The sequence below is a fragment of the Pseudomonas sp. TAE6080 genome, from assembly GCF_018732265.1.
GTDB lineage: Bacteria > Pseudomonadota > Gammaproteobacteria > Pseudomonadales > Pseudomonadaceae > Aquipseudomonas > Aquipseudomonas brenneri.
Window position 1 is genome coordinate 70,893 of sequence record NZ_JAHIDY010000012.1, and the last position, 18,760, is coordinate 89,652.

General features: G+C 63.2%; 30 protein-coding genes. 3 read left to right on the top strand and 27 right to left on the bottom strand.

The genetic code is table 11. The features are described from left to right. Positions 1–59 precede the first annotated feature (59 nt). From KL786_RS11400 to KL786_RS11485, 18 genes are all read right to left on the bottom strand, one after another. Positions 60–266 carry a DUF7696 family protein gene (locus KL786_RS11400; protein ID WP_169901069.1) on the bottom strand — a complete coding sequence of 69 codons (207 nt, stop codon included), beginning with the start codon at positions 264–266 and terminating at the stop codon, positions 60–62. Continuing rightward, the gene (locus tag KL786_RS11405) at positions 259–531 is read right to left on the bottom strand and encodes a type II toxin-antitoxin system HicA family toxin (protein ID WP_236299364.1); all 273 of its coding nucleotides are present in this window, start codon (positions 529–531) and stop codon (positions 259–261) included. Before KL786_RS11405 ends, KL786_RS11400 begins: the two co-directional genes overlap by 8 nt. Next, a complete protein-coding gene (locus KL786_RS11410) occupies positions 528–1,154 on the bottom strand; it encodes a hypothetical protein (protein WP_169901070.1) in 627 nt (208 codons plus the stop codon). The genes KL786_RS11405 and KL786_RS11410 overlap by 4 nt, the downstream gene beginning before the upstream one ends. Beyond that, positions 1,147–1,341 carry a hypothetical protein gene (locus tag KL786_RS11415; RefSeq protein WP_099169298.1) on the bottom strand — a complete coding sequence of 65 codons (195 nt, stop codon included), beginning with the start codon at positions 1,339–1,341 and terminating at the stop codon, positions 1,147–1,149. The genes KL786_RS11410 and KL786_RS11415 overlap by 8 nt, the downstream gene beginning before the upstream one ends. Continuing rightward, positions 1,334–1,714, bottom strand: coding sequence for an ASCH domain-containing protein (locus KL786_RS11420; RefSeq protein ID WP_169901071.1), 381 nt, complete (start codon positions 1,712–1,714; stop codon positions 1,334–1,336). The genes KL786_RS11415 and KL786_RS11420 overlap by 8 nt, the downstream gene beginning before the upstream one ends. Then, the gene (locus KL786_RS11425) at positions 1,711–2,043 is read right to left on the bottom strand and encodes a hypothetical protein (protein ID WP_169901072.1); all 333 of its coding nucleotides are present in this window, start codon (positions 2,041–2,043) and stop codon (positions 1,711–1,713) included. The genes KL786_RS11420 and KL786_RS11425 overlap by 4 nt, the downstream gene beginning before the upstream one ends. Then, on the bottom strand, positions 2,033–2,230 hold the full coding sequence (locus KL786_RS11430) for a hypothetical protein (protein WP_169901073.1): 198 nt from the start codon (positions 2,228–2,230) through the stop codon (positions 2,033–2,035). The genes KL786_RS11425 and KL786_RS11430 overlap by 11 nt, the downstream gene beginning before the upstream one ends. After that, positions 2,223–2,786 carry a DUF2786 domain-containing protein gene (locus KL786_RS11435; RefSeq protein ID WP_169901074.1) on the bottom strand — a complete coding sequence of 188 codons (564 nt, stop codon included), beginning with the start codon at positions 2,784–2,786 and terminating at the stop codon, positions 2,223–2,225. Before KL786_RS11435 ends, KL786_RS11430 begins: the two co-directional genes overlap by 8 nt. Further along, complete coding sequence (locus tag KL786_RS11440; protein ID WP_169901075.1) at positions 2,783–3,265, bottom strand: hypothetical protein; 483 nt, start codon at positions 3,263–3,265, stop codon at positions 2,783–2,785. Before KL786_RS11440 ends, KL786_RS11435 begins: the two co-directional genes overlap by 4 nt. A gap of 58 nt (positions 3,266–3,323) precedes the next feature. Beyond that, complete coding sequence (locus KL786_RS11445) at positions 3,324–4,286, bottom strand: hypothetical protein (RefSeq protein ID WP_169901076.1); 963 nt, start codon at positions 4,284–4,286, stop codon at positions 3,324–3,326. A 53-nt stretch (positions 4,287–4,339) separates the two neighbouring features. Further along, on the bottom strand, positions 4,340–4,480 hold the full coding sequence (locus tag KL786_RS11450; RefSeq protein ID WP_169901077.1) for a hypothetical protein: 141 nt from the start codon (positions 4,478–4,480) through the stop codon (positions 4,340–4,342). 48 nt (positions 4,481–4,528) lie between these two features. Then, on the bottom strand, positions 4,529–7,246 hold the full coding sequence (locus KL786_RS11455) for a toprim domain-containing protein (RefSeq protein ID WP_169901108.1): 2,718 nt from the start codon (positions 7,244–7,246) through the stop codon (positions 4,529–4,531). Positions 7,247–7,261: 15 nt separating this feature from the next. Next, a complete protein-coding gene (locus tag KL786_RS11460; protein ID WP_098480574.1) occupies positions 7,262–7,495 on the bottom strand; it encodes a hypothetical protein in 234 nt (77 codons plus the stop codon). A 66-nt stretch (positions 7,496–7,561) separates the two neighbouring features. Next, entirely contained in the window at positions 7,562–7,924 is a 363-nt protein-coding gene (locus KL786_RS11465) for a hypothetical protein (protein ID WP_169901078.1), read from the bottom strand. 3 nt (positions 7,925–7,927) lie between these two features. Beyond that, complete coding sequence (locus KL786_RS11470) at positions 7,928–8,230, bottom strand: ogr/Delta-like zinc finger family protein (RefSeq protein ID WP_122428401.1); 303 nt, start codon at positions 8,228–8,230, stop codon at positions 7,928–7,930. A 115-nt stretch (positions 8,231–8,345) separates the two neighbouring features. Beyond that, positions 8,346–8,888 carry an antA/AntB antirepressor family protein gene (locus KL786_RS11475; RefSeq protein ID WP_169901079.1) on the bottom strand — a complete coding sequence of 181 codons (543 nt, stop codon included), beginning with the start codon at positions 8,886–8,888 and terminating at the stop codon, positions 8,346–8,348. Next, positions 8,885–9,361: a YmfL family putative regulatory protein gene (locus tag KL786_RS11480; protein ID WP_169901080.1), complete on the bottom strand. Its 477-nt coding sequence runs from the start codon at positions 9,359–9,361 to the stop codon at positions 8,885–8,887. The genes KL786_RS11475 and KL786_RS11480 overlap by 4 nt, the downstream gene beginning before the upstream one ends. A gap of 35 nt (positions 9,362–9,396) precedes the next feature. Then, on the bottom strand, positions 9,397–9,633 hold the full coding sequence (locus tag KL786_RS11485) for a helix-turn-helix domain-containing protein (RefSeq protein ID WP_169901081.1): 237 nt from the start codon (positions 9,631–9,633) through the stop codon (positions 9,397–9,399). Between the two features lie 90 nt (positions 9,634–9,723). On the opposite strand from KL786_RS11485, the gene KL786_RS11490 reads away from it, so the two are divergent. From KL786_RS11490 to KL786_RS11500, 3 genes are read left to right on the top strand one after another with little or no spacing between them, the layout of a single operon-like run. After that, a complete protein-coding gene (locus KL786_RS11490) occupies positions 9,724–10,140 on the top strand; it encodes a helix-turn-helix domain-containing protein (RefSeq protein ID WP_169901082.1) in 417 nt (138 codons plus the stop codon). Positions 10,141–10,177: 37 nt separating this feature from the next. Continuing rightward, positions 10,178–10,495: a hypothetical protein gene (locus KL786_RS11495; RefSeq protein ID WP_169901083.1), complete on the top strand. Its 318-nt coding sequence runs from the start codon at positions 10,178–10,180 to the stop codon at positions 10,493–10,495. 25 nt (positions 10,496–10,520) lie between these two features. Next, complete coding sequence (locus KL786_RS11500) at positions 10,521–11,072, top strand: hypothetical protein (RefSeq protein WP_169901084.1); 552 nt, start codon at positions 10,521–10,523, stop codon at positions 11,070–11,072. Positions 11,073–11,164: 92 nt separating this feature from the next. Here KL786_RS11500 and KL786_RS11505 read toward each other — a convergent pair whose 3' ends face one another. The 9 genes from KL786_RS11505 to KL786_RS11545 form a co-directional block, all read right to left on the bottom strand. After that, the gene (locus tag KL786_RS11505; protein WP_169901085.1) at positions 11,165–12,436 is read right to left on the bottom strand and encodes a phage late control D family protein; all 1,272 of its coding nucleotides are present in this window, start codon (positions 12,434–12,436) and stop codon (positions 11,165–11,167) included. Further along, positions 12,433–12,885 (bottom strand): phage tail protein, encoded by a 453-nt coding sequence (locus KL786_RS11510; RefSeq protein WP_010213956.1) that lies wholly within the window; start codon positions 12,883–12,885, stop codon positions 12,433–12,435. The genes KL786_RS11505 and KL786_RS11510 overlap by 4 nt, the downstream gene beginning before the upstream one ends. Before the next feature lie 6 nt (positions 12,886–12,891). Continuing rightward, positions 12,892–15,474, bottom strand: coding sequence for a phage tail tape measure protein (locus KL786_RS11515; RefSeq protein ID WP_236299366.1), 2,583 nt, complete (start codon positions 15,472–15,474; stop codon positions 12,892–12,894). Next, positions 15,464–15,586: a GpE family phage tail protein gene (locus KL786_RS11520; RefSeq protein WP_010213954.1), complete on the bottom strand. Its 123-nt coding sequence runs from the start codon at positions 15,584–15,586 to the stop codon at positions 15,464–15,466. Before KL786_RS11520 ends, KL786_RS11515 begins: the two co-directional genes overlap by 11 nt. Before the next feature lie 8 nt (positions 15,587–15,594). Then, positions 15,595–15,957, bottom strand: coding sequence for a phage tail assembly protein (locus tag KL786_RS11525; protein ID WP_099169280.1), 363 nt, complete (start codon positions 15,955–15,957; stop codon positions 15,595–15,597). Positions 15,958–16,015: 58 nt separating this feature from the next. Further along, the gene (locus KL786_RS11530) at positions 16,016–16,531 is read right to left on the bottom strand and encodes a phage major tail tube protein (RefSeq protein ID WP_169901086.1); all 516 of its coding nucleotides are present in this window, start codon (positions 16,529–16,531) and stop codon (positions 16,016–16,018) included. A gap of 47 nt (positions 16,532–16,578) precedes the next feature. Then, the gene (locus KL786_RS11535) at positions 16,579–17,769 is read right to left on the bottom strand and encodes a phage tail sheath protein (protein WP_169901087.1); all 1,191 of its coding nucleotides are present in this window, start codon (positions 17,767–17,769) and stop codon (positions 16,579–16,581) included. 155 nt (positions 17,770–17,924) lie between these two features. Beyond that, positions 17,925–18,062, bottom strand: a complete 138-nt coding sequence (locus tag KL786_RS11540; protein ID WP_169901024.1) for a hypothetical protein — start codon at positions 18,060–18,062, stop codon at positions 17,925–17,927. 91 nt (positions 18,063–18,153) lie between these two features. Then, the gene (locus tag KL786_RS11545; RefSeq protein WP_186353186.1) at positions 18,154–18,759 is read right to left on the bottom strand and encodes a phage tail protein; all 606 of its coding nucleotides are present in this window, start codon (positions 18,757–18,759) and stop codon (positions 18,154–18,156) included. Between the last annotated feature and the right edge of the window lies 1 nt (position 18,760).

The window sequence follows — 18,760 nt, forward strand, 5'->3', positions numbered from 1 at the left end:
TGCCGACGGCCTGTGGCCACCGCCGAGAATCGCAGCACCGGCCTTCTCGCCGCACGTCGTTACCCATGCTCCCTCCCTAGCCATTCATGGCGACGCCGCCACTGCTTGCGCATTTCCTCAATGAGCAGGTTGATGGCCTGCTCGCTGCGCTTCTTGAGGTGGGTTTCTTTCAGCTCGGCCACCTTCTCCGGCGTGGTGTTCCCACGCCGGAGCCAGTACCTGGCCTCGCATTCCAGCATGTGCTGGCGTTCGTCCTGGTCAGCCATGGTAGATGGCCACCCCATGCGAAAGCTCCACCACAGTCATCCGGTCGGCTCTGGCCAGGAGGGCCAAGGCGTTGTGGACAGCACGCCAATCGCTCGGCGTACTGCTGGTGTGGATGATTGGCCGCTCAGGCTTGGTAAAGCGCAGGTGTCCGCCGTTGGTGTAGACGACTGACCAGCCATTGCCCTGGGCGTACTGGAGCAGCGGCAGCAGGCGTTTGAAGCGACCACAGCGGCGGCCGCCCCGGACCATCAGACGGCGGCTCATGGCGCATTCCTCGCGCCGCAGTTGGGGCAATCCTCGAAGCGTTGGCGGTCACTGAGGAAGCGGCCGCAACCGTCGCAGTTGAGCCGGTCGCTGTGGCGGTGGGAGCGCGGGCGCTTAGGCTTGGGCAGCTTGAGGCCGACCGAGCGCAGTGCTTGCTTGTGGTCGAGCAGCGCAGCCAGGACTACCGGCCGGGAACGCTCGACGATGTATCCGCATGGCCACAGCTCGAAGCCTTGGGCTAGGTACCCAGCGGCATCTGCCGCCCCCGGGTGGATGGCGTCTTCCAGGTTGGCGGTTGGGCCTTTGCCGCCGCGCCATACCAGATCGTTGCCGTCCCACTCGCGGGCGTAGGCCACATATACGCGGCCGTCTTCGTTGCGGTAGGCCTCGGCCTCCGACCTGGTGAGGTATTGGCAGTCAACGCCGACCTCTGCCCGGGCGCGGACATAGTCCACGGGCCAGGGCAGGTCGGTTTCGCGGCACTCGTACTGCTTGACTGCGGACTCGCGCTTGAACTGCTCGGCCTCGTCCAGGTTCGAGGTGTAGCCGCCACCTTCGCGCCAGAACATTGCCCGGCTGCCCACGTTGGAGCGGCTGTCCTGCAGGTAGAAGAGGTCAGACATTGGCCACCTCCATGTCAGCGCAGAAAGCTCGCCACTTGGCGGCGTCTTCATGCAGAGAAACTTCAGCCTCTAGCCGCGCCTTCTCTCGAAGAGCCCGGTTCATCCGCCACTCGCATGGTTCAACCAGATACTGGACGACGCGCTCGTCATCGCCGCACTGGTTCAGGCAATCGCACGGTTCAGCCATGGGCCACCTCCTGGTAGTCGATATCGAAGAAGCCCAGCTGGCCCTTGTATGGGAGAAACGGCAGGGGCTTGGCGTCGGCCAGCTCGAAGCCGAACTTGCCGAAGAACCAGGGCGACAGGCAGTCGTCGCAGCAGCCGGTGACTGTGGCCTGACCGACGATGCCGCCGCGCTCCAGGTCGTTGAAGTGCGGGATGGTGGTGCCCTGGTCGAGGGCGAAGAAGTAGGCGTCGTTGTATTCGGCGCTGGTCATGCCCTTGGCGGCGTGGATCAGCACCGGTCCGCGGAAGCGGGTCGGCCAGCTACGGTTTTCGATGTCCTTGTGACCGTTGACGATCAGCCAGGCCCAAGGCTGACGGATACTCAGTGCTTTCATACTGCACCTCCGACGCGGGCCTTGGCCTCGTTGCAGGTTTCGGTGCGTGTGTGGCAGATGCCGCAGTTGGGGCAGTGGGCCTTGTCGCTGGTGTTCGTTGCCAGTTCACCGGAGTGTGAGAAGCGCGAGCAGCCGTAACCCAGCCCACCAATGGACTGTTCTTGGATCAAGCCAGGGGCTAGACCGAGCTTTTTGGCGAGTGCTTCGGCTGCCTGGAGCGGGCCGGTGGAGCAGCTGGCGGTGGGTTTGAGGCCCGGGGCCTTGGCGATGTAAGTGCCGGTGTTCTGGCGGATGTTGATGGTGATGGGCGAAGTGTTATCAGTTTGCATGGCGGCGGCCTCCCTGGGCTTTCTTGGCGGCGATGTTGTCCATGTAGCTGGCCCACTCTTCGCGCTTGAGTTGCTGGCGGGTTCGGCTGCAGGCGGCGTGCTTGCGGGTGGATCGGGCCTTGCCGCATATGTCGCAGATGCTGGGCAGGTCCAGGCGATGGCTGGCCATGGTTGGGCGCTCACGCATGGGGCACCTCCTTGGCGTGCTCCAGGCGGGGGTTGATTGGCGTAATGGGTACCGCCGCCGCCATCGACATGACGCGGAAATCGCGCTCGCTCAATGCCGCAGGTTGGTCGTCACTTGGAAGTGACGAGAACAGCCGATTGGCCTGAACGAACGCCGAGAAGGCATCGCCGAAGTGCTCGGCCAGTGCCTTGCGAAGGGTGTCGTAATGAAGTCCGAACTCGACGGCCTCTGCCGGCGTTGTCTCCACTCCGACGAGTTTCGGCCGCTGCTTGCTGGTGTAGATGCCGGGGTCGTCGGTGTTCCCGATCTTCGCCATGATCTGAGCGGCGAGCCGCCTATCGAACCTGTTGGCCGCCGGAAACCAGCGAATCTCGCCGCGCTCGTCGGCGAGGTCGTCCAGCGAAAGGCCATGACGCGCCAGCAGCTTTTCCAGCATGCGCTGGGCGTTGGCCTTCTCGCCGCCTTCGCCGCGCTCGGCGAGGGCCTGTAGCTTCCGCAACTTGGCCTGCACCTTGTCGCTGAGGTGATCCGTACCGTTCATGCTTGCCCCGGTCATAGCGCACCTCCTTGCTCATGCGCTGCGATGGCGGCGTCGATGGCCTTGCGCTTCACCTCTTTCGCGGTTGCTGAACCATTCGCCCAGTCCCCGGCATGGGTAACGGCGGGGTACTGCTCGTCGGCCATAAAGCCTTCCTCGACGTAGACCTCATGATGTCGACGGGGGAACAGAACCAGTTCGACCACCACCTTGCGGTGCTTCTCCAGCATGAAGTTGAGGCGGGCGGTGTCATCCAGAGCAGCGGGTTGAGTGCTGACGAGTAGTTCCTCGATAACCTTGAGCTGTTCCTGGGCACCGTTGACATAGGCCTGGTCGAAGCCATAGCCGCGCTGACCGCAGCCGGCCATCCAAATTACCTTCTGGCATGCGTCCAGCTCGCGGTGGATCTTCTGCAGCTGCTCGACACTGACAAGACGCAGGTCGGCGGCTGTCGTGGTAGCCTTCTCGGCGCTGACTTCTTGGGGGTTCACTTGCATGGTGCTTCTCCTTGGGGTTGGTCGGTCTCGGAGGGTTGCCGCCCTCCGGGGCCATCTTTTATGCCACCACGTAACCGGCGGCGGTCTTGCTCAGGAGACCGGCTTCGGCGGCCTTCTGCATCAGCCTGGTGGCTCTGTCGCTGCCTATCCGCAGAACCTTGGCGACCTGACGCACTGCCACCTTCGTTCCTCTTTCCGTGCTGGCTATGAGCTGCAGCAGATCGGCCGGCAGCCCTTCGCCGACTGCTGGTTCCTGCTCAGTTTTCTGACGTTCCTGTTGCTGTTCCTCGGCCTGTTCCTGTTCCGCTGCTACTGGTACCGGGGCACGTTCCTGCACGGGTGTTGGACGTAGGGCGGAAAGGATCAGGGCCGGCACAATCTCCAGCGCAGCGGCGAAGCCGAGGCAGAGCAGGGTGGCCAGTTCGAGGGGCAGGCCCGCGGCCTTGGCTGGCATGGCCAGCAGCGCGGTGAGCTCCCGCGACGCCTGGTCCCGGCGCTCATGGGCTCGCTCACGCTCGGCGTCGATGCGTGCCATGGCGGCTGTCTCCAGCTCCAGGGCACGGGTGACCATGCCTCGCTCGCGCAGTGCGTTGGCCTGCTGGTGGACGGCGGCCGCATCGCTGTCGAGCTGCTCGATGCGGGCGGCGTCTGCGTCGCGCTGCTCCACCAGGTCGATCTGGCGCTGTTCCTGGCGGGCCTGGTGCTCGGCGCGGCTGTTGATGATCGAGGACATGAGCCGGTCGTATGTGGCCCAGCCGGAGACGACGCCCAGGGCCAGCGCGCAGGCCATCATCAGCAGCGCGCACAGGGTTCGGCGCACGACCAGCAGGCCGAGGGCCAGCGGCCAGGCGACGTACTTGAACAGGTCAAGGACCACCGCGGCCGAGGCGAACAGAGCGGCGAGCAGGGTGTTGTCGATCAGTGCGGCGATGGCCAGAGCCACCGACGTGGCGGTCACGCCAGCCAGTGCGGCGACCATGGCCAGTAACGGCCAGCGGTGGTGTTGTTGTAAGTGGTGCATGGTGCTTCTCCTTGGGTTGGTTGCCCGGACGTTGCCGCGTCCGGGCGTTGGGTTTAGTGCAGTGCCACGGTCAGCAGAGACGGGGCGTAGTAGCCGGCCAGTGCTAGGGCCAGCAGGGTCAGGCCGCTGACGGCCAGGGTGACCAGCGTGTCGATGCGGTTGCTCTGGTAGAAGTGGTCGTTGTCGTTTTGCATGGTGCTTCTCCTTGGGGTTGATGCCGGCGTTGCCGCGCCGGGGTTGGGTTAAACCAGCTGGAACAGCCAGCAACGCACGGTCCTCGCGGAGCCGTGGGTGTCGACGGCGATGGCTGAGTTGATGGGCTTGTTGGTTTCCAGGAATTTCGGCGACTTGCTGGTCTTGAGCACGCGCTTAAGGTCGCTGAGGTTCGGCAGCTGCTGGCGCTTGTTGGCCGCTGTCTCGACGAACTCGTTGAGATTGATGGCGAAGAAGGCCGACTTGCGGGAATGGTTCAGCTTGCCGCCGGCATCGCCCAGAGGGCCGTTGAGGAACTCGACCATGTCCCAGAACTCGCGCACGAGGGGATGGTCGGCGTTGATAGCTTCCTGTCGCTCCTGGGCCATGCGCGCTACCTCGGCGTGGACCAGATCGGCGCGCTCATCGCTCAACGGGACCACCAACTGGAGGGCATCCACCAGGCTGCGCAACTGAGCGTGGTTCTTGGCGATACGCACGGTACGGATACCCGGTAGGGCCAGCAGCTGCTGCTCGTAGCCAGAGGTACGCTCGTCCAGCAGCTTGAGGACTTGAGCCTCGGGCTGCAGGGCCTTGATCAGAAAGCCGCTGAGCTGCTCAACCGGCATGCGCTCCAACTGCTCGGCGAACAGTTTGGTTTCCGGTGTCTGGTGCTCGCGGGTCAGGTGCACATGACCCAGGCGCTGGAGGATCGGCTCCGAGGCGTTGACAGCGTTGTTCTGGGCGATCAGCAGGGCTGCCCGGAACGGAGGTTCGCGGGTGTCGTTGCCGTTGTTCTTCACGCCGGTGGAGCGCACGCTGCGCCCGTTGTAGGCGGTCTTGAGCTCGTCCCAGTCGAAGTGCTTCACCGGGGCGCCTTCCTTCTGCTCGCGCTCGGACTCGATCAGCACCACCGGCAGGTTGCCGACCTGGGCGAAGTTCCGCGCCCGGCTGGCCGGGGTTGCCTTGGACGGGTCGAAGCCTTCGTACTCGGTGCGTCCGGTGGTTTTCCAGAGCAGCTCCACCAGAGTGGTCTTGCCGGAACCGGCTTCGCCGATCAGCTCCAAGAACAGGTAGGACTTATGTATATGGCGGATTTGCTCCGCATACAGAGCTCCCAGCCACCAGGCCAGGACCACAGCGCCGCGCACGCCGAAGCATTTCCAGAACAGTTCGAACCAGCCTTCGTTGTAAGCGCTGAGGTCTGGATTGATGTGCAGCACAGGTGACTGGCTCTGCGACTTCACGCTCAGCTTGCCGACGTCGAAGAAGTCCTCCTCGTTGAGCTTGTGCACCTTTCCGCCGGCGATGGCCAGGTCGTTGAACACGTAGACGCCGTGCTCGCGGGTGTAGCCGATCCAATCGATGGTGTTGACGGTCTTGAGGTTGTCGAGCTGTAAGCCGAGCATGCGCTCCAACTGCTGCGGGGTGCCGGTGAACATGGCTCCGTTACACTCGTTCAGCAGACGCTTTTTAAACTCCGGTGCGGCAGTTATCTGCGAGGCGGTGAAGGTTGTCTTAATGGCCTGGGTGTCTGGTCGATCCACGCGGAAGTAGTACCAGGCCTCTTGGGTCACGTCGTTGCGCATGTAGTACAGCGCCTGGAAATTGCAGTTGGCGATGCGCACCACGGAAGTACTTTGGCGCAGAGCCTTGTCCCGCCGTTGCTTGTCGCTGAGCAACTGATCTTCCTGGCGATCAGAGCCTTCCAGCTCGCGTGCGGCGCGTTCGTACTTCTCCAGGTCCAGGTGGAACCAGTACAGGCGGGAGCGGTAGGTAAAGTGGAATTCCTTGCGCTCGTCCCACTCGTACATGAGCAGGCCCTTTTCCTCGGCCGAGTCGGCCAGCAGCAGGGCGCCCTGGTGGCGGGCCTCGTCGAGGTCTTGCTCGATGCGCTTGGCGCGCTCGTCGTCGCCCTCGATGAAGGTCCAGCGCTGATGCAGGTCATTCCAGTCGACCTTTTTGGAGCCGCGCTGCGGGATGACAGCAGCCTCACACTTGAAGCCCAGAGCGCGGGCCTCCTTTGCCCAGCGGCGCATGTTGGCTTTGGCCACCGGTTCGTTGTCCAGTGCCCAGACCAGGCGCGGCAAGCGTTTGTCCGCCTCCTGGCAGGCCTTCTTGAGGGCGCGGAGCGACTCCTCGGGGAAAGGGGCGCTGCTCATCATAGAGACGGCGGGGATGCCCTGGTGCAGCAGGGCGATGGCGTCGAAGATGCCCTCGACAATGTAGAGCTCGTCGAGGTCCACCAGCGTGAGGGAAGGTGGGCACCACCAGACGCCTTTATAGCTCTCGCCCGGTTTGAAGCGAGCCTTCTGTTTGCCGAAGCGCTCGGGGCGGTCGATCAGCCTTTCCCAGTAGCCGCCCTTGTCCAGGGGGAAGCGAACGGTGGCGCTACCGGCGCCGATATCGCGGCTCCAGTAATTTTCCTGAGTGAACCAGCCGTCAATGAGCTCAAGACGGAAGCCCCGGGCAAACTGAAGGTAGGCGCGTGCGGTAGCGGTTGGCTCTTCGGCTGTGGACGGCGCCTGCTCGCTCCAGTCGTTGAACAGGTCGCTGTACAGGTCCTTGACGTGGACTCGGTGGTTGCACGCTTCCGGCCGGCCGCAGATCAGCATCCAGGGCGAGTCGTGGAAGGTGTACAGGGTGTTCTTGCCGCACTTATGCGCCGGGCATTTGCCCTTGCGCATGTAGTTGGTGCCGGTCATGTGCTTGAGACCGAAGTCGGACTCAATTCGGCGGAGCACCTCGCCCCTGAGTTTCTCTTGCATCGTCATGGAGTTGCCTTATTGATTGGCGGCAAGGGCGGCTTGCAGCGCGCCGATGGTGCGTTTGTGGCCGGCAAGGGCCGGGTAGTCGTCGAGGATGCGGTTGCTGCGCAGGCCTGCCGGCACGGTGCGGTAGCGGTCGTCATACCAGTGCTCGGTCATGCTCCGGCGCAGCTCGGCGCGCAGGCTGCTGAGCAGCGCTTCAGCCCAGGGCTTGGGCAGGTCCAGCTGGATCGCAACGGCGTTTTGCATGGCGCGTCCTCGGATTACGGATGCAACTTCCCCAAACCCACGGGAGTGGGGCTGGGCGTTTGTGGGTTAGCGTGGGGCCGGGTTGGTCAGGTCTTGCAGGAAGCTATGCAGCCTGTTCGAGCTCGGCACCTGAACGATCTTGTTGGCGCGGCGGTCGTGGAAAACGCAAAAGTCCGGGGCGCTGGCCATGTCTATGCCGATCCAACGGCGACCCTTGGGCAAACGCTCGGTCATGGCCAGGTGGACGAGGCGGTCGGCCATGAACACGGGCACGTCCCACACGTCGACCAGGTGGTTGACGGTGCGGTCGAACAGACTGTCGTCGTGCAGGTGTTCCTGCTGGTGGCGCTCAATGAAGGCCGCGGCGTGGTGCTGCATGCCGGTGCGGTAGTCGTTTAGTTGCGTGGCTGTGGGCTGGGCGAGTTCCATGGCTTAGGCCTCCAGGATCGCGAGCATGTCGAGTTGGTTGGTCTTCTCGGCGCTGTCGCGGATGGCCTGCCTACGCTTGACCGAAGGGGCGACGGGGAGGCGGACGCGCGGGCGGTCCAGGCCTGACGAAGTCAATTCGTACTCCCAGGACAGCGAGCCGCCATAGGTCGCGCCGCAGCCCAAGTTGGTGCATTCGCCGTACATAGTTTTGAAAATTGGCGTCTGCTCTTCCGAATTGCGGATGCGCATACGGCTGCCGCAGGCCGGGCACAGACACTTGTAACCGCCGCCGTGATTGGTGCTCATGAACTCTCCCCGCCGCGAGTGCGGCATTGGCCGAAGCCGAAAAATGCGACGCTTCGTGCGCCTACTTCTGTTCCTGGTTGCCCGGGTTTTTCCGGTGCAACCTTGGGCTCGGCGCCTACTGCGATACGGGGAACAGCTCGCCGTTTTCCGGCGTGGCACGGCCTACGCTCTCCAGTGCCGGTACTGGAAGGGCCAGTAGGTGGCAGTGTTGGGCTAGCTGCGCGTGAAGTGTGGCGCGGATGGTCGGGGCGGTTTCCGCCTTGAGCTGGCTGAGCAGCTTGGGCACCTGGCGGTGAATGGCCAATTGCTGCGACACGCTCAGGTAGGAGGCCCCCCGGCTCTCGCGTGCCTGGCGCTCCATGGCGATGAAGTAGCGGCGCACCTGGCGGCCCTGGTCGTTGTTTTCGACCATGGCCAGTTCCTTGGCCATATCCAGGGTGAAGTGGTATTCGGTGGCAGGCCGCCCACCCTCACTTTTACTCAGGAATGAGTAAAAGTCCTCGCCTTCGATGAAACCGTATTGCTCGATACGGCGGGCCACCCAATCGTTAAAACGGGTCTGAACATCCAGAAAAGAGTGCAGGTCTTGAGCGTTGCAGAGCTGCTGCGCGCGGCCATCGAGTTCGCCGTTGAATACCGGAATCAATTGCTGGGTCATGCTTGCTTTCCTTGTTGACGGTGCAGGGTGATCACGGCGCCGACCTCGGCATGCCGTGCGGCGATGTGGTCGCGGTGGGCGGCGACAATCTCGGCCAACTCGGCCTCGTCCAGCCGGCCATCGCGCAGGGCGTGGGCGATGATCTGGTTGACCTTGCCCTCGGCCACATCGGTGGCCAGTGCGCGGGCGTAGAGGTCGAGGTTGTCCAGCTCGGTATCCGCCGGCATGGGCACGAACACTCCGCCGTACAGACGACAGATGTAGTCCGGCAGCAGGCTGGTGCCGATGACTTGCTCCAGCAGGTAAATCTGCTCGTCGGCCAGCGGGCGGTGACCGTTGCTCTCGTAGGCCTGGTTGTCGAACTTCTTCAGTTCCAGGCCCAGCTGCGCGGCGGCGCACTCGCGGCCACCGGGGTAGGCGTTGATCAGCGCGCTCATGACCTTGCGGCGGCTGGTTAGAACGGGGCGCTTCATCTTCTTGTTTCTCACGGTTGGGCTGGCCCGTAGGGTCAGCTGGCCTTGGCGAAGGGGTGATTGAGCAGGCCAGGGATCAGCTCAGCGCCAATCTGCTGGGACAGGTCGCGCATGATCGAGAAGGCGATGCGGCCGTTGGGCAGGGTGGCTGAGCCGGCCCAGCGTGCGACTGTCTGGGTGACGGTGCGCGGGTCGTAACCCTTCGCCAGGGCGAACTGGCGGAATGACAGGTCCTGCTCGATGAGGCGAGCGCGGATTTGGTTGGGGTTCATGGCTTGCTATCTCCTTTATGGGTAAGCTGTACTCATTGCGCATAAGGATATTTATGCGAAAAGGATAAGTCAACATGGTTTTTGTTTGAAATGCATAAAGACTCTTTGGATGCCGTTCTTGGCCGGATGATGGGGTTCTTCGGGGTTACCACCGATAGCGCCCTTTCAAGGGCGCTTTCTGTGAATCGGCAAACACTCGCCGGCTGGCGGAAACGAGACAGTGTTCCTTATGGGGAATGCATAAAGTTTTGTGAGATGCATGGCATCAGTCTCGACTGGCTGTTGACTGGGGGCGGTCAGATGTTGCGCAGCGAGGTCGGCCACGCGTCCCCGGCGAGCACCGAGAACCCACGCGAGCAGGCCCTGCTGGCTTTATGGCGTGAATTGGACGATGACTCTCAGCGAGAAATACAGCTTGCTGCTGAGGAAAAGAAACGCTTGAAAACACTGGAACAACGCCTCCAGGAGTTGGAGGCCGTTGTCGCTTCTGGTAAAAAACAGGCGTGAACTGTTCCCATTGAGAACGGATAGCAGGAGCTAGGTAATGGACGACGAAGACTTTTACGACGAGCTTTTCAAGAACGCACAGCGGCTGCACGGCGTGCCATACCTAAGCCGTTTTAACCGCATTGAAGAGGTCGTCGAGATGGAACGTTTCATCAGGGAGGTTGCGGCGGCGGGATTGGAGGCGTGTTTGCGCGGGCTTTTTTACGACTCTAAGGCTGACATCTGCCAAATCGAGACTGTTGGCGGGCTTACTCAAGATGACCCCGATGCGGTTGCCCTTTTCCAGGTTGCCCGCAAGCACGTGGATCAATTCGACCTGCTCGGCCGCATTGGCCACGGTGGTGGTTTCGTCTAACCCTATCTTCAGTGTCGGAAATCCTATGCGCCGTCCTGTACCCGCCCCATCAGCCGCTCTTCATACAATTGAACTCTGCAAGCGCATTGTTTCTAGTGGGCTGCCAGTATCTGTTCCCCATTTGCCGCTGGCTGGCAAGCCACAGTTGGAGTGCTTCCAGACGGTGGCTGAATATGTCGCGGGGCACGGCGGCGAGAGCGTAATTGGCTGGGCTATCTGGGAAGTCCCTGGCGTTTATATCGAGGCTGAGTTTCACAGCGTTTGGAGGACTTCTGATGGAGTGTTACACGACCTCACACCTAGACCGATTCCGCTCGACTCCATCCTATTCCTGCCCGACCCTGATCGGGAGTATCGCGGCAGGCAAGTGGACAACGTCCGACAGCCGCTGGTGCATGATCGAGATGTTTTCCGGTATCTGTACCTAGCTACGCGGATTTTCGAGCTGACCAATGCAGGCCCGCTGGCAGATCAACATGGCGAAATCAGCTTGCCGCCCAAGGCAGCTAAGGAATACTGGAAAGTGATGGACGAGTTTGGAAAGCTTCAAGCGCGGCTTGACCGGCGCTACCCGTGAGTTCATGAAATATGCCGTCGGGCCCAGAGCGTGGTGCTTGTAGATAGTTGCTTGCCTCCTGTTCATCGGGGCCTCTAGTGGGGTGCTAGTTCTCATGTCTTTGACTCCTGCATCCGTTTCCACTCTCGATCCAGGGCACGCTTGGCTGATGCCTTGCTCTGGTAGAGGTGGGTGAGGCGGCGGGGCTTGGTTTGGTCGCCCTCGGTGACCTTATGCTGCTGGCCGGTCTTCTCGTCGCGATACCAGGTTACAAGGCCGGTGTAGTCGCCATCGTCATCGGCCAAGTCGCTCAGTTCGTCGCCGTCTGGTAGTTGTGACTCAAGCTCCATAGAGGTGGTGAGGCTGTCGGGCGTGAAGCTGTGGCGCAGATTGCCGCCGAGCCAGATGATGGCGGCGATTTCCGCCTTGATGCCGGTGAGGCTGTAGGTCTGATCCGGGATCAGCTCCGGACGGCCCCTGGCCAGGGTGTAGCTGAGCGTGGCGGTACCGCGCTGCAGGCGGTTCCACTCGGCGCGGGCGGCCTGCAGGGCGCTGGCCTGGTCGGTGAAGCTGTGGCGCAGTTCCTTGATGTTCTCGCCGCCACCGGTGATGGCTTCTTTCTTCTCGGCGCTGTTGACCTCGTAGTAGTAGGCCTTGACGCCGGTATAGGCGTCGCGGTCGGCCTGCAGGAAGCGGTGCTGATCGCCGTCTGACCTGGTGAGGGTGACGTGGGGCAGGGCAAGGCCGCTGGCGGTGGTGGCCTTGCCGGTGGGCAGGAATAGCAGGCGGTCGGCCTTCACGGTGGCGATGGCGTCATGCTCTCGGCCGAGGCGGCTGAGCAAATTGGCGTCCGACTCATTGGCCTGGTCCAGGTGCAGCAACTCGATGCCGGCGAGCACAGCGCTGACCACGGGGGTAAGGCCCTGAGCGGTGGCGATGGCGCCGATGACCGTGCCTAGGGTAGTGGCGTCGAAGCTGCGCTCTTTCTTGGCCTTGAGGCCGCCGCGTAGGTCCGCGCTGCGGGCGCGGATGCTGAGTGTGTCCGGTGCGCCGCTGTGCTCGGTTTCGTCCACGGTGAAGCTGCCCTTGTCGATAAGGCCGGTGTCATCCCAGCCCAGCCAGAGGCGCACGGTGGCGCCCCGAGGAGGGATGGCGAGCAGGCCGTCGTGGTCGCTGAGGGTGATGTCGAGCTGATCGGCCTCCAGACCGCGGTTGTCGGTGAGTTCGATGCTGACCAGGCGTGGCTGCTGCCCGCCGAGCAGCAGGGCGGTGATGTCGTTGCCGTTGACCACCACCTTGCAGATGGGCCGCGGGTAGGCGGTGAGCTCGCGGTACTTCTGAGCAGCTTGGCCGAGCAGCTCGCCGGCCTGGTTCAGCAGGCTCACAGCAGGCCCCCGAGGGCACCGCGCAGGATGCCGCCGACTGAGCCGATTAGACTGCCGAGCATGTCGATGCGGCCGTCGTCGATGCGCTTGAGGCTGATGGTGAACTCGTAGCGGCGCGGTGTGCCGTCCTCGAAAAAGACCTGCTGCGTCTCGCTGATCGAGGTGATAACCCAAGTGCCGTAGATGCGGCCGGTGCCGCCGATTAGGGGCCAGGCCTTGCCGGTGTCGGCCATCTTGCGCAGCACGTCAAGGCTGAGGGGCGAGCCGACCAGGCCGGGCAGCAGGGTGCCGGGTAGCGTGATGGTGTCCTCGCCGCGGCCCAGGAACTGGCTGGCCGGGTTGGTACCGATGCGGCTGGTGGAGGAGTGGCGCCATTCGGTGGTGCGCTGGAGCTCCTGGTAGGCGAGCGTGGGCAGTCCGAAAACGAACATGCCGAGGGTCATCATCATGGTGGGTTACTCCTGGTCGCCCAGGCGCGAGCGGATGCGGGCGGCTTTGGCGCGCTCGCGTTCGTCCAGCAGCTGGTTGAGCATGTTGCGCAGCCCGTCAGTGTCGGTGCCCGGGGTGGCGCTGATGTTGATTTCGATGGTGTCACCCTGGACAACGATGCCGCTGCCCGCGTTGGCCGACAGCGGAGGGCGGTTGTCCATGGCGATGGCGCCGCCGGCAGCCCCGAAGCCAATGGCGCCGGTTGCGGCCATTTGCTTACCCATGTTGTTAACGGCGGTCAGCGGCCCTTGCTGGTTGTTTGTCAGCCCCTGCTCGAGCCCGGCCATGGTGTAGCCGCCCAACTCGGCGAATACGCGCGACGGCGAGTGGATGCCGAGCTTCTCCTTGAACCAGGTAATGCTGCTGTCAGCGGCGCCTGTGATGGCACCTTTCACGGCGGTCAGGCCGTTGGTGATGCCTTGCACCATGCCCTGCATGAGCATGGTGCCGAACTCGCTGAATTTGCCGGGCATCTCGACGCCGAAGTAGTTCATCACGCCGGCGAAAGCGCGATAGAACAGGCCCAGCGGGGAGAAGTTGAGGATCAGCGCGGCGATGCCGGCGAAGCCGCCGTTGAAGCCTTCCTTCACCTCTGCCCACAGGCCCAGGAAATAGGCCTTGATGGGGTCCCAATATTTGTAGATCAGGTAGGCGGCGGTGGCGATGGCCATCACGGCTAGGCCGATGGGGTTCATCAGCAGAGCGCGGCCGAGCCAGAGCACGGCCTTGCCGGTCCACAGCAGGGCGCTGCCCAGACCTTTCAGGGCGGTGACGGCGCCGAGGCTCTTAATGCCGAAGAAGGTGAGCGCGTAGCGGGCCATGGCGAAGGGGCCCAGGAAGCTGGCCATCATCAAAGTTACGCCGCCGCCGACGGCCAGCAGCATGGCCAGGCCGCCCGCAGTCTTGACGAGGGCGGCCGTGAGGCCGGGGTTTTCCTTGACCCAGTTCTTGACGCTGACGGCGAGCTCGCCGAAACCGTTGATGAGTTCCTTGAGCTCGGGCGCGATGGTGGCGCCAATCTCGCCCATGGCGTTGGTCCAGCTGCCTTCGGCTGCCTCGATGGTGTTGGTGAGGGTGCCGAGCTGCTCTTTGACGCGAGTCTGCAGGTCGGCTTGGTCGCGCATCTTGTCGGCGACTTCCTGGTAGCCGGCCAGCCCTTTGTTCATGAGGGTATTGACTACCTGCAGGGTCTCGGAGTCGTCACCAAACAGCTCCTTCATCACGCTGGTGCGCTGAACACTGGTGAGCTTCTTAAGTTTTTCCAATTGGGCGAAAAGCTGGTCCATGCCGCCGAACTCGCCCTTGCCGTTGGTGAAGTCGAGGTTAAACCCGGCCTTCATTTCGGCGAGGGCGGCATTGGCTTTGGTGAAGCGCTTCTCGTCCACTCCGGACTGGAACACTTTGCGTATGGCGTTGCCTGCGGACTCTCCGGCCATGCCGGTCTGATCCATCATCACCAGCAGCGGTGCCAGGGTGTTGGCCGCGTCGAGGCCTTCCTTCTTGATGATGCCCATGACCGGGCTGAGCTTGGTGAAGCCCTGGAGCATGTTGTTGTCGTCGACGCCCAGGTAGAAGGCCCGCTGGATGGTGTCCATCAGGCCCATCATGTCCTTTTCGCTGGTTCGGGTGGCGTCCTGCATCTTGGCCGCGAACTCGGCGGCCTCGGCCACAGGCTTCTGCAACTGGACGCCCAGGTAGGCGGCTGCCTCGCCGGTACCGCCCAGGATAGATTGGGCGCTGATGCCCTGACGGCGCAGCATGGTCATCATGTCCTGGAAGTCGGCGGTGGTACCTGGCAGGCGGTCGCCCAGGCCGGTGGCCAAGTCGCTGATCTTCTGGAAGTCGGCCGGGACCTGGCCAGTGCTATCCATCATGGCCACCTTGAGTTGGGTGGCGGCGTTCTCGGCCGGCGCGAATGCGTCCACGATGCCCTTGAGAGGCCTGGAGATGGCGTAGGCAGTACCGAGCCCCGCGGCGCCGCCGGCGGCCATGCTGCCGGCAAGCTGCTGTGACTTGTCATACTGGGCGCGGGCGTTGGCTAAGCGTTTGGATTGGGCGGCCAAGCGCTGCATACGTTGGGTCTGCTCGCTGATCTGCTGATTGGTATTGGCGATGCGGTCGCGGAGCTCGCGCTCGCCCTGCACGAGATTGCGCGTGCTGATGCCAGCGGCGCTGAGCTTGTTGCGCAGACCCTGCAGCTCGGTCTGCTGTCCCTGGTGCTGTTTCTTGAGATCGGAGGCGGCGCGGATTGCGGCTTGCATGTCCGCCGTCATCTGCTTGGTCGGCACGCCGGTGGCGGCCATCTGGCGGCCGAGTTCCTTCACTCGATCACGCGCGCCCTGGAGGGCCGTTTCGGTGTTGGCACTGATGGCTCGCAGGCGCTGCCAACTGCTGACATCGTTCTGCGTTGCCTGCAGCTGCTTGAGCTGGTCGCGGGACTCCTTGAGGGCACGGCCGAGGCCGACGCTTCCTTGCATCACTGCGCGGATGGGGCGGGTTGCGCGGTCGATAGCCTGGAGGATTACCTCCATTCTCAGATCATTGGCCATCGCTCTTCTCCCAGCGGCTTCTGGCCCGCTCGCGCCATTCCATCAGTTCTGACAGGGGCAACGGGTCCAAGTCCGCCGGCCCCCAGTGAAAGACCATGGCCAGGTCGGCCATGGCGTCCTCTACGCGACGAGGACAGCTTCCTTCGCCGACTTCTGCAGCAAAAAACTTGCAACAGCCAGCCCGCACTGGAACAGGTCCGCCGGGTCCATGCGGCCGACCTCGATGTCGGTGAGGCTGGGCGTGCTGATGCGCGGCAGTACCTTGCGCAGGGCGAGCACGTCCATCTGTGCCAAGTCGGACAGAGTCACGCCGCGCAGTTCGCCGCTCATGGGCTTGCGCAGTGTTACCTGCTCGATCTTCTGATCGCCGCGGATGATCGGGGTGTCGAGGTCGATGACTTCCTCGTTGGGGTTCTTGGTCGGGGCCGGTGCAGCCGCTGCAGCGGTGGTGCTGTCGTCGTGCTTGGCTTCTGGGGTCTGCATGAGGTGGTGCTCCTTGGTTCAGGGGGGAGTGCCGGCATGGGCGCCGGCGACTAGCGGATTAGAGGCCGATGTTCTTGCGGTGCGCGGCAAGCAGGTCTTCGCCATCGACGATGAACACGAGGTTCAGGAGGTCGATTTCGATGATGACCTCGCTGTCGACGGTGAGCCTGTAGTAGGTGCAGGTGGTGTTGATCTGGTGCTCGGTGTCTTCGCCCGGGGTGGACTCACCGAAGTCGAGCTCTTCATGCCGGCCGCGCACGAAGATTTCCACGGAGCTAGTGCGTCCGTCGTCTTCGCGCTGGACCGAGCCGGCGAAGCGCAGAGCAACGCCATCGGCACGAACCGCGCCGAACTGGCGCAGGGCGAGCAGGTCCCAGCCGCCCAGGGTCCAGGCGAGGACGATGCCGTCATCGCCGAAGCCGAGATCGACTTTGACCGGGCCGTCCATACCGCCGCCGCGGTAGGCCTCCATCTTGCGGGCCAGCTTGGGCAGAGTGACGGTCTTGGCGATGCCGCCGTAGACGTTACCGTCGTTGAACAGGTTGAAGTGCTTGAGCTTCTTGGCTAGGGCCATGGTATGGCGCTCCTACAGCGCAGCCGGGGCCGCGCGGGTGAATGGGATCAGGCCTTGACGCTCTCGGCGAAGGTCATGAGGTAGCGGTCGGTGATGCGCTGGCGGAACAGCAGGTTTTCCAGCGGCGGGACCGGGGTGTAGTCGTAGTCGAGGAACAGCTTGCCGGCCTTGAGAGTGGTGGCGTCGTTGGCAGCCGGGTCGAACCAGCACTGGCCGTCGATGAGGTAGCCGCCGGTTTTCAGCTCGCGGAACTTGGCGTTCACGCCTTCAATGATGTCTTTGACCAGGCTGGCGTGCATGGGCTTGTCCACAGCCCAGAAGTGGGCCTCGGCCATGGTGTCGGCCAGCACCTGGGCGGTGCGGGTGTAGTTCTCGAAAGCGAACAGCGGGTCGGCGCTGGTGGTTCGGTTGCCCCAGAAGCGGAAGCCTTCGCGACGGATCAGGGTGGTGACCTCGGCTGCGTTGAGCAGGCCGGCGTCGGTGGCGGGGTTCTGCAGGTCCCAGAAGATGTCCTTGGACAGACCCGACACACCGTTGACCGGCACGTTGGACAGGGTTTTGTGCCAGCCGACTTGCTCGTCGATCTTGGCGCGCAGGCCCAGGGCGCGAGCGACGGCCGAGGCCGGGGCATTGGTACTGGTGGCGGTGTCCCAGTTGACGAAGTCCGGCCAGATGAGCATGAGCTCGCGGGAGCCGAAGCCGTCACGATAGGCGATGGCTTCGGAGGCGTTCTCGCAGTCCCAGGCGCTGGCGTAGGAGAAGGCACGCATCTGCTCGGCAATGGCCGCCAGTTCGGTTGTGACGGCGAGGTTGTCCAGGCCCGGCACACCGAGGATGCGAGGGCGCACGCCGAGCTGCACTTCGGCCGCCAGCAGGGCCTTGAGGCCGGTGTACTGACCCTGGGCTGTGACGCCGCCGATGATCTTGGTGGTTTGGTTCGCTTCCTTGGCGGCATCGTCAGCGCCTTCGCCGTCGGCCACGCGCACCACGACGGTGACGGGGCTGGCCTGATCAGCGATGGCGTCCAGGCTACGGGCCAGGGTGCCCAACTCGCCGGCTTTGCCGGAGGCGGTGAGCACGTCTGTGAGCAGGACCGGGGTGTTGAGTGGGAAGGTAGCCGCGTCGGCGTCGCTGCCGGTGCAGACCATGCCCACCACGGCGGTGGCGATAGTGCGGATGGGACGTACGCCCCCGTTGATTTCGAGGACGCGAACGCCGTGATGGTAGTCGGTTGCCATTGAGCAGCTCCTGGTGGGCGTGATGCCGTTTCAGTGAGCCTTGAGAGTGGCGCGCGCGCGCAAGCGGGGCGAGCAGCGGGCGGTGTAACGGGGCGCGCTACAGCACGCGCAAGGAAAAGCACTGGCTTGGGGGGCTTGTTTCAGATGGGGGGAGATCAGCGGGCGTTGTTGCCGATGCCGGCGACAGTCGTGCAAAAAAGGCCGATGACTGCGGTGGAGATGGTGCGGATGGGGCGGGTGCCGCCGCTGAGTTCGATGACCCGCACGCCGTGGAGATAGTCTGAACCGGCCATGGGTGGTTGCCTGCGCTGTGGTGGAGTGACAGTGCACAGGCTGCCGCGCGCGCGCCGATTGGGCGAGCGCGCGGGCTTGTAGCCGCAACGCTTACAAGTTCTTGGTAGCGACCCAATCTGGTGTTACTGGCCGGAACTGTCTGTCTGGGAAATGTTCAGCGACGGGCCAGGTTCGCAGGTCCAAGCGATAGCGTTGCAACTGCTGATACTGTTCAGCCGTAAGCGTTGTAGCCTGTTGAAGCTCTAACTCGTCACGATGGCGCACAACTAAGCCGTCGGTGTTTGCCAAAGCTGAGTCGCGCCAAACACGCTCGCGCCGTTCAAGTTCTTCGTCACTGGGCGGCGGCGGATCAACAGCAACAGGGTCTCCTTTTGAGTTGGCTTGAATGACTTTACCTTGGGACTGTGCGGCTAGTAGCGCCAGGTACTTGTCCTGGGGCAAGTCCCGCAGTTCGGCTTTCGGGGGTAGCGAGCATTTAGGGTTCGGCACTTCAATTAGAGGCGGAACCGCGTCAGTATCCGGGACGCTGATCAGTGGAGCCTCTGCGCCTTCTTCATCGTCACTAGGAGCCCAGTCGGGATCAGCAATCTTGATTTCTGGCTGCTTCCACTTGGGATCAACTACCAAGATAGTCCGGGGGCCGTGAACCTCATCGGTATAGAACCCGACACTCTTTGCGTGAAAATAAGCGCTCATC